7 protein-coding genes are annotated in these 8,495 nt (G+C 72.9%); 4 read left to right on the top strand and 3 right to left on the bottom strand.

Features of this window, described 5'->3' with window-relative positions; genetic code table 11:
• The first annotated feature begins 39 nt into the window (after window positions 1-39).
• On the top strand, window positions 40-1,188 hold the full coding sequence (locus E1265_RS29255; protein WP_132934014.1) for a methyltransferase: 1,149 nt from the start codon (window positions 40-42) through the stop codon (window positions 1,186-1,188).
• Here E1265_RS29255 and E1265_RS29260 read toward each other — a convergent pair.
• Both E1265_RS29260 and E1265_RS29265 read right to left on the bottom strand, forming a co-directional pair.
• Window positions 1,185-1,823, bottom strand: coding sequence for a DNA-3-methyladenine glycosylase I (locus E1265_RS29260; protein WP_132934008.1), 639 nt, complete (start codon window positions 1,821-1,823; stop codon window positions 1,185-1,187). The genes E1265_RS29255 and E1265_RS29260 overlap by 4 nt on opposite strands.
• A gap of 45 nt (window positions 1,824-1,868) precedes the next feature.
• Entirely contained in the window at window positions 1,869-2,471 is a 603-nt protein-coding gene (locus E1265_RS29265) for a helix-turn-helix domain-containing protein (RefSeq protein ID WP_132934009.1), read from the bottom strand.
• Between the two features lie 122 nt (window positions 2,472-2,593).
• Between E1265_RS29265 and E1265_RS29270 the strand changes: the two genes are divergently transcribed.
• Complete coding sequence (locus tag E1265_RS29270; RefSeq protein WP_132934010.1) at window positions 2,594-3,424, top strand: SDR family NAD(P)-dependent oxidoreductase; 831 nt, start codon at window positions 2,594-2,596, stop codon at window positions 3,422-3,424.
• A 4-nt stretch (window positions 3,425-3,428) separates the two neighbouring features.
• On the opposite strand, the gene E1265_RS29275 is transcribed toward E1265_RS29270, so the two are convergent.
• The gene (locus E1265_RS29275; RefSeq protein WP_243741196.1) at window positions 3,429-3,659 is read right to left on the bottom strand and encodes a hypothetical protein; all 231 of its coding nucleotides are present in this window, start codon (window positions 3,657-3,659) and stop codon (window positions 3,429-3,431) included.
• Between the two features lie 185 nt (window positions 3,660-3,844).
• Here E1265_RS29275 and E1265_RS29280 point away from each other — a divergent pair, with 185 nt between their 5' ends.
• Together E1265_RS29280 and E1265_RS29285 are read left to right on the top strand one after the other, a co-directional pair.
• Complete coding sequence (locus E1265_RS29280) at window positions 3,845-5,374, top strand: cellulase family glycosylhydrolase (protein WP_132934012.1); 1,530 nt, start codon at window positions 3,845-3,847, stop codon at window positions 5,372-5,374.
• A 38-nt stretch (window positions 5,375-5,412) separates the two neighbouring features.
• The gene (locus E1265_RS29285) at window positions 5,413-8,493 is read left to right on the top strand and encodes an NACHT domain-containing protein (protein ID WP_132934013.1); all 3,081 of its coding nucleotides are present in this window, start codon (window positions 5,413-5,415) and stop codon (window positions 8,491-8,493) included.
• The last annotated feature ends 2 nt before the right edge of the window (window positions 8,494-8,495 follow it).

The following is an 8,495-nucleotide window of genomic DNA, read 5'->3' on the forward strand; positions in this document are numbered from 1 at the left end:
CCGCAGACCCGCTCCCCGCAGACCCCCTCCCCGCAGAAGGTGACGCCCCGCCACGTCCTCCGCTGGACGGAACCGGGCCGCGCGGGACAGCCTGTCGAGCACCACGCCCGGTGGTGCTCGGCGAACGCGGCCGCGCCGCCCGACCGGGTCGTGGTAGCCGACGACCGGACCACCGCGGCCGCCGCCCACCGGCTCGCCCGCGCCGGAACCGCCCTGCTGTGGCGGGGCGACTACCACAACGCGCGCCAACTGCTGCGCGCGCTCGGCCGCCGGGTGGCCGCCGCCGAGCCGCCGGCCACCACCTGGGCCACCCACCGCGCCGCCCGCGCCAGGCGGGCCACGCTGCTCGGCCGGCTGCTCGTGCCGCTCGACGGCACCGGGCGCGTGGCGCTGCGCCGGGCGCCGGACACCGCCCGCGCCTGCGCCGAGGCATGGGGGCCACCGGACGGCGGGCCCACCGTCGTCCCACTGCCCGAACTGCTCGGCGCGATCGGCGCCCACGAGTGGCGCCGCCGGGGCGTGCCCATCGCCGCGCTCGACGGCGCCAGGATCCACCCGCACCATGGCGTGTTCTCCCCGGTGCGCGGCGAGTACGTCGACCTGGTGGCCACGGCCCCGCTGCCGGCCGCGGCCTGCGGCGGCACCGGCCTGGACCTCGGCACCGGCACCGGCGTGCTGGCCGCCGTGCTGGCCGGGCGCGGCGTCCGGCGGGTCACGGCCACCGACCACGACCCCCGCGCCGTGGCCTGCGCCCGGGAGAACCTCGCCCGCCTCGGCCTGGCCGGCCGGGTGACCGTCCACCACGCCGACCTCTACCCCCCGCACGGCCGGGCCGACCTGGTGGTGTGCAACCCGCCCTGGCTGCCGGAGCGCCCCAACTCGCCCCTGGACCACGCCGTCTACGACCCCGAAGGACGCATGCTGCACGGCTTCGTGGCCGGCCTCGCGGATCACCTGACCCCCGGCGGCGAGGGCTGGCTGGTCCTCTCCGACCTGGCCGAACACCTGGACCTGCGCCCCCGGGACCACCTGCTCGCCGCCTTCGCCGCGGCCCGGCTCCGCGTCGTCGACCGCCTCGACGCCAGACCGACCCACCGCCGGGCCGGGGACGCCGCCGACCCCCTCCACCGGGCGCGCTCGGCCGAGGTGACCTCGCTCTGGCGCCTCGCCGCCGAAACCCAGGGCTAGGCCGGGCCCTCCTTCTCCAGCCGCTCCTTCTTCTCCAGCCGCTCCTTCTCGACCGGACCACGGGCGTGGCAGTCGGCCAGGTGGTCGTTGACCAGGCCGCACGCCTGCATCAGGGCGTACGCCGTGGTCGGACCGACGAAGCGGAAGCCGCGCCGCTTGAGGGCCTTGGACAGGGCGGTGGACTCGGGCGTGGTGGCCGGGATGTCCCCCGGCTTGCCGGGCGCCGGCCGGCCCGCCGCCTCCGGCGCGTGCGACCAGATCAGCTCCGTCAGCTCCCCGGGACCCCACTCCGCGGCCACCCGGGCGTTGGCCAACACCGCCTCGATCTTCAGCCGGTTGCGGATGATGCCCGGATCGGCCAGCAGCCGGGCGGCGTCCTCCTCGGTGAAGGCCGCTATCTTCGCGATCGAGAAGCCGGCGAAGGCCCTGCGAAAGCCATCCCGACGGCGCAGGATCGTCAACCACGAAAGACCCGACTGGAACGCCTCGAGGCACAGCCGCTCGAACAACTCGTCGTCCCCACGCACCGGCCGGCCCCACTCGGTGTCGTGGTACTCCCGGTAGTCCTCCGGGGCTACCCCCCAGGGACACCGCGGCAACCCGTCGGGTCCTGCCACCGCCAGCGTCTCGTTCATACCGGGCAGTGTGCACCAGACCACTGACAATCGGTCCTGAACCGCCTATGAGCTGCGGTTTTCCCCGCCCGGCCCGTCCGCGGCCCGGAGCCCGTCGAGCACGAAGCCGGCATGCCGGCGCCACGCCTCGGGATCCATCTCGGCGGTCATCTGGACGATCCGACCGAGCGCCATGATCTGCAGGCCGACGTCGGCCGCCGACACGTCGGAGCGCAGCGCACCCTGACCGTGCGCCCGGTCGACGAGGCCGGTCAGCGCGCCCCGGAGGTGCTCCTGGCAGGCCACGACAGCCGCCGAGTCCTGCACGGCGCCGCCAAGACCGTCCAGGATCGCCCGGCGCTCCACCATCAGCGCCAGCGTGCTCTCCACGAAGGTGCGCAGCCCCTGCCAGGCGTCCTCAGCCGCGTCGGCCCGCTCGGTCAGCTCCGACCATGCGGCGAGGTCGGGCTCGATCACGGCCTGGAGCAGGTCGTCCTTCGTCGGGAAGTGCCGGTAGAAGGTGCCGACGCCCACCCCCGCCTCGCGGGCGATCTCCCGCACGTCAACGGCGAGCCCGCGCTCCGCGAACGCCCGGGTGGCGGCTTCGAGCAACTGCTCCCTGTTACGCACGGCATCGCGCCGCTGCCGCCGTGAAGAGGTCGTGGCCACGGCGTCAGTCTATCGGGTGTTGCGGAACGCACGTTCCGATATGTACAGTGGCCACCGTTCCGGAACATGCGATCCGGAACGGTGCGGCGGGCCGCGCCCATCCACAGCCTGGGGAGGAAGCAATGTCCACGATCGTCATCACCGGGGGCACCGACGGGATCGGCCGCGCCCTGGCCGCACAGCACCTGCGCCAAGGGGACACGGTCGTGGTGATCGGCCGCAGCGAGGCCAAGTTCGAGAGCCTGGCCGCCGAGGCGCCGGGCGGCGCGGCCCACTTCGTCGCCGCCGACCTGCGGCTGGTCCGGGACACCCTGCGCGTGCTCGGGGAGCTCAGGGCACGCCACCCGGTGATCGACACCCTGGTGCTCGGCGCCGCCTTCGTGCGGCAGCGCCGGGTGGTCACGGAGGAGGGCTTCGAGCACGCCTTCGCGCTCTACTACCTGTCCCGGCACATCCTGGCCCACGGCCTCGCCGCGGAGCTGCGCGCCGCCGAGCGCCCGCTGGTCATCGACCTCACGGTCCCCGGCGCAGCCAAGGGCGCGATCCGCTGGGGCGACCTCCAGCTCAGCTCCGGCTTCAGCTGGCGCGCCGCCAACCAGCAGTCCCGGCGGGCCGCCGAGCTCTCCGGCCTCCGCCTCTCCGCCGCCGTGCCGTACGCGCTGTGGGGTCCGGCCAACCTGGTGCGCACCAGCCTCCAGGGCGACACGGGCAGGCTCACCCGACTCGCCGCGAGCGCCCTCAGGGCGACGGTCGCCACCCCCGTCGAGCGGGCGATCAGGCCCATCCTCGCGCTCTCCGCCCAGCCGCCGGCCGAGCCCCGGCTGTCCGCACACCGCGGCACCAAGCGCATACCACTGACCATCGGCGAGGCCGACCACGCCGAGGCTGACCGGCTGCACGAGGAGACCCGGCTCCTCCTCGCCCCCTTCCGCACCGCCGCCCAGGACCGGTAGCCGCCTAGGCGCGGTAGGGGACCTCCCGCAGATAGAGGGCCCCGCAGGTGTGGCACGCCTTCTCCGGCGGCTGGCCCCACTCCTCGTCCGACCGGACCTCGGCGTCAGCCTCAAGCGTCCGCCCGCACATCGCCTCAACTCCGCCGTCCCGCACGACGTGCCACGTCTTCACCACCCGCTCGCCGGCACGGTTCCTGCCCTCCAGGTACTCGGCCCGCATCAGGTGCTCCGCCACGTCCATCACCTCCGCACGTCCACTATGTCGCGTTTTCATCCACTCGCCCACCGGATGGCGCACCCTCCCCCCTTAGAGCCGGCGCGTCGCCAGGCGGGACCGGTTGACAGGTGGGCCGCCTCCCCTCACCATCCGGCCCATGGGAGCGCTCCCATCGCCATCCCCATGGGAATAGAGGTGCGCAGATGCAACACCACAGACAGCGACCGCGCCGGGTCGCCTGGCCGCGACGCTGGGCCGCCGCACTGCTCACGGCCGTGCTCGCCGTGAGCGGCGCCCTGCTGTCGTCCGGGACGGCCCAGGCCGCTCCGGGCGACGGCCCCTGGTCCACCTCCGGCGGCCAGATCGTCGACGCGTCGGGCAACGAGGTGCGCATGACCGGGCTCAACTGGTTCGGCATGGAGACCGACACCTTCGCCCCGCACGGCCTGTGGGCGCGAAACTACCAGGACATGCTCGACCAGGTGAGGGACCTGGGCTACAACACGCTCCGGCTCCCCTTCTCCAACCAGCTCTTCGACGCCGGCGCCACGCCCAACGGCATCGACTACACCAGGAACCCCGATCTCCGGGGCCTGACCGGGCTCCAGATCATGGACCGGATCATCGACTACGCGGGCGACATCGGCCTGCGCGTGGTCCTGGACCGCCACCGCCCCGACTCCGCCGGCCAGTCCGAGCTCTGGTACACCGCCGCCTACAGCGAGCAGCGCTGGATCAACGACTGGGTCATGCTGGCCAACCGCTACCGGGCCAACCACACCGTCGTCGGCGCCGACCTGCACAACGAGCCGCGTGGCGCCGCCACCTGGGGCACCGGCACGCAGTCCACCGACTGGCGGCTGGCGGCCGAGCGCGCGGGCAACGCCGTCCTCGCCGCCAACCCGGACTGGTTGATCATCGTCGAGGGCATCGAGTGCTACAACGGCGACTGCAACTGGTGGGGCGGCAACCTGATGGGCGCCCGTGAGCACCCCGTCCGGCTGAGCAACCCGAACAAGCTGGTCTACTCCGCCCACGAGTACGCCACCTCCGTCTTCGCGCAGCCCTGGTTCGACGACCCGTCCTTCCCGAACAACCTCCCCGCCCGCTGGGACCGCTACTGGGGCTACCTGGAGACCACCGACACCGCCCCGGTGCTGCTCGGCGAGTTCGGCAGCACCCTCACCGCCGCCAAGGACCAGCAGTGGCTCACCCGCCTCATGCAGTACCTGGGCACGGGCACCAGCGGCATCGACTTCACCTACTGGTCGCTCAACCCCAACTCCGGTGACACCGGCGGCATACTCAACGGCGACTGGACCACGGTCGACGCCAACAAGCAGCGCTATCTCGACCCCTACCTGCTGCCCGTCGGTGAGGGCGGCGGGGATCCGGGCGGGCCCGGCGATCCGGCCGTCTCCTGCCGCGTGAACTACGCCGTCACCAGCAGCTGGAACGGCGGCTTCCAGGCCAACGTGACGATCAGCAACACCGGCACGGCGCCGATCAGCGGCTGGTCGCTCGGCTGGTCCTTCAGCGGCAACGAGCAGATAGCCAGTTCGTGGAACACCCACCTCACCCAGTCCGGCCGGTCCGTCACCGCCGCCAACGTCGACTGGAACGGCACGCTCCCCGCCGCCGGCGGCACCGCCTCCTTCGGTTTCACCGCCACCACCTCGGGCGCGGCCACCGCCCCCGCCACCTTCGCCCTCAACGGCACCGCCTGCGCCTGACGGCGCGCCGGCGCCCTGCCCCAACCTAGGCTGGTGCCATGGAACTTGCGGGGGCGGGTCTGCGGCTGGCGTCGAGCGCGTTCACACCACTGATCAGGCGGCTGTTCCGCCAGGACGGCCCAGGGGCCGGCCTGGTGGAACGGCCGGTGCGGATCTCCTCGTTGGTGTCGTTCCGCGGCGAGAAGCGGAGCATCGGCCAGGCGGACCTGGCCAGGCTCTGCGAGGAGCTGGTGCGGCGCGCGGTGCGCGGCATGGGCCCGCACGACGCGCCGTCCGAGGACGAGCTCCTGGCCACGGCCGACCTGCTGGCCCGGACCCTCGCCGCGCTCGGCGAGCTGGACATGGACGACGCACAGGCCGTCCGGCTGGGCCACGAGGAGTTCGCCCGCCGCATCGCGATCTCCGACGAGCCCCTCTACCTGCGCGTCCTCGGGGCCGTCTGCCTGCACATCCTGAACTTCTTCACCCAGCGCTCCACCTTCGTGGCCCGCACCCTGGTCGAGCAGAGCCGCCAGCTGGACCGCCTTGCCCGGAACGTCGATCTCCTGATCGAGCGGGTGCCGGACCTGTCCCGGGAGGACATCACCTTCGAGAATCGCTACGCGCGCTACGTCGAGCACGAGCACGGGCAGCTCACCATCTACGGCCTCGACCTCCAGCAGTCGCGCGAGTGGCCGCTGGACGACGCCTACCTCAGCCTGGAGATCCACGGGGACCCGGACGGCGCCCCGCGGCGCGCCGAGCGCGCCCTCGCCGGCCGCGAGCGGGTGCTGCTGCGCGGCATGGCCGGCTCGGGCAAGACGACACTGGTCCAGTGGCTCGCCGTCACCAGCGCCCGCCAGGATCTGAGTGCCGGGATGCCGCACCTCATGGGCCGGATCCCGTTCGTCCTCCCCATGCGCACCCTGACCCGTGACCGCCGGCGCCTGCCCGAGCCCGACCAGTTCCTCTCCGTCGTCGACTGCCCGCTCGCCGCCGCCCAACCTGAGCGGTGGATGGACCGGGTGCTGTCGGCCGGGCGCGCGCTGCTGCTGGTCGACGGCATCGACGAGATCCCGGAGCACGAGCGGGATGCCGCCCGCGCCTGGTTGCGGCGTCTGAACGCCTCCTATCCCGGCAACCTGTGGCTGGTCACCGCCCGCCCCTCCGCCGTCCGTCAGGACTGGCTCGGCTCTGAGGCGTTCGCCGAACTGGCCCTCTCCCCCATGAGCCAGTCCGATGTCCAGGCGTTCGTCCACCGCTGGCACCAGGCGGTCGGCGCGGTGCCCGAGACCGAGCGCGCGCTGCTCGACCTGATCCACTCCCGCGCGGACCTCGGCGCGCTCGCCAGCAGTCCGCTGATGTGCGCGCTGATCTGCGCCCTGCACCGCGAGCGGAACGGCTACCTCCCGCGCGGCCGCAAGGCGCTGTACGACGCGGCCCTGTCGATGCTGCTCGAGCGCCGCGACCGGGAGCGGCCCGACCCGCCACGCGGAGATCTCACCCTCGACTCCGAGACCCAGCTCTCGCTCCTCCAGAAGCTGGCCTTCTGGCTGATCACCAACGGCCGCTCCGAGATGACCGGCCCGCTCGCCGCCCGACTGATCGGCCAGGCTCTGCCCGCCATCCACCAGGGCGACCGCCTCGGCTCACCCGAGGACGTGCTGCGGCACCTGGTGGAGCGCTCCGGTGTGCTCCGGGAACCGACGGAGGGTGCCGTGGACTTCATGCACCGCACCTTCCAGGACTATCTCGGCGCGCGCGAGATGGTGGAGTGGCAGCATTTCCCGGCGCTGGTGGAAAAGGCCCATCTGGATCAGTGGGAGGACGTGGTCCGAATGGCCGTCGCCCATGCCCAGCCGGTCCAACGCGGCGAACTCCTGACCGCCCTGATCGACCGTGGCGACGCCGACCAGGAACACCGGGTCCGGCTGCACCTGCTGGCGATGGCCTGCCTGGAACACTCCACCCAACTCGCCCCCGATATCCGGGCCCGGATCACGAGAAAGGCAGGGGAATACCTCCCCCCGCGCACCCGCTCCGAGGCCGGCGCGCTGGTGAACGCGGGATCCGTCATCCTCGACCTGCTGCCCGGGCCGGAGGAACTGACGGAGTCGGAAGCGTACGCGGTGGTTTTCGCGGCCACGCGGCTCGGAACGGACGCGGCGTTGACCCGACTTTGCACGTTCCGCGACCATCCCTCACCGAATGTACGCCAGTTGCTGGCGACCGCCTGGTACCGATTCGACACCGAACGGTACTTCGAGGAAATCGTCGCCCGACTTCCGCGCCATGACGACATCGACCTTCCGGCCACTTCCGCTCACGAGCTCCGCCTGCTCGGCACGCTGGACGGCCTGGCCAGCGTCTCCCTGCGCGGCCTGTTCGGGGCCACCGAGATCACCCTCGCGCTCGCCGACCAGCCGGTGCTCAGCACCCTGGCGCTGCGCGACAACGCGTCCGTCTCCGCTCTGGACTTCCTCCGCGAGTTCCCCGGCCTGAGCACGCTCGTGACCGACAACTGCCCCGCGCTGGACGACTACGACCCGCTGAAGGGCACGTCCGTGACCGCGCTGCACATCCACGGCGACTCCCCGGGGCCGACACCGCGCGGGCTGACGCCCCTGACCGGGCTCACCAGGATCGTCATGGGACCGACGGTCCGGCTGAGCACCCTCCGAGACCTGCCCGGCGACGCCCGTCTCGCCGAGCTCACCCTCCCCGCCCGCTTCGACCTGCAGCACATCGGGTCCTGGCCCACGCTGACCGCCCTGGGGGTGCAGCACAGCGCCCGCGACCTCAGACAGCGTGAGTGGGAGCGGCTCGCCTCGCTGCCGCGGCTGCGGTCCATCGCCCTCACCCCGCTCGCCCTGCGCCAGCTGCACGACAGCGGAGCCGTGCTGGCCCGGGTGGACGAGGTCCATCTGGTCTGGGAGGGCGCACTGCCCGTGACGGCCACGGAGCTCGCGCGCCTCCTGGCGGCCCTGCCCGCGCTGCGGACCCTGGTGCTCTCCGAGTCCCTCCGGGAGCTGCCCAACGTGCCCGGCCTCCGCCGGATCCGCGTGCCCAGCCGCACGGCCATGACCAGCACGCTGCCGAACGGCGTCGAGCTGATCGCCCCACCGGCCCCCCGCTACTGAGC

Source organism: Streptomyces sp. 8K308 (assembly GCF_004348315.1).
Taxonomy (GTDB): Bacteria; Actinomycetota; Actinomycetes; order Streptomycetales; family Streptomycetaceae; genus Streptomyces.

What these genes read in the sequence shown, in the direction of transcription:
- E1265_RS29260 (WP_132934008.1), bottom strand. Translation starts at nt 1,823, where the DNA reads ATGAACGAGACGCTGGCGGTGGCAGGACCCGACGGGTTGCCGCGGTGT.
- E1265_RS29270 (WP_132934010.1), top strand. Translation starts at nt 2,594, where the DNA reads ATGTCCACGATCGTCATCACCGGGGGCACCGACGGGATCGGCCGCGCC.
- E1265_RS29280 (WP_132934012.1), top strand. Translation starts at nt 3,845, where the DNA reads ATGCAACACCACAGACAGCGACCGCGCCGGGTCGCCTGGCCGCGACGC.
- E1265_RS29285 (WP_132934013.1), top strand. Translation starts at nt 5,413, where the DNA reads ATGGAACTTGCGGGGGCGGGTCTGCGGCTGGCGTCGAGCGCGTTCACA.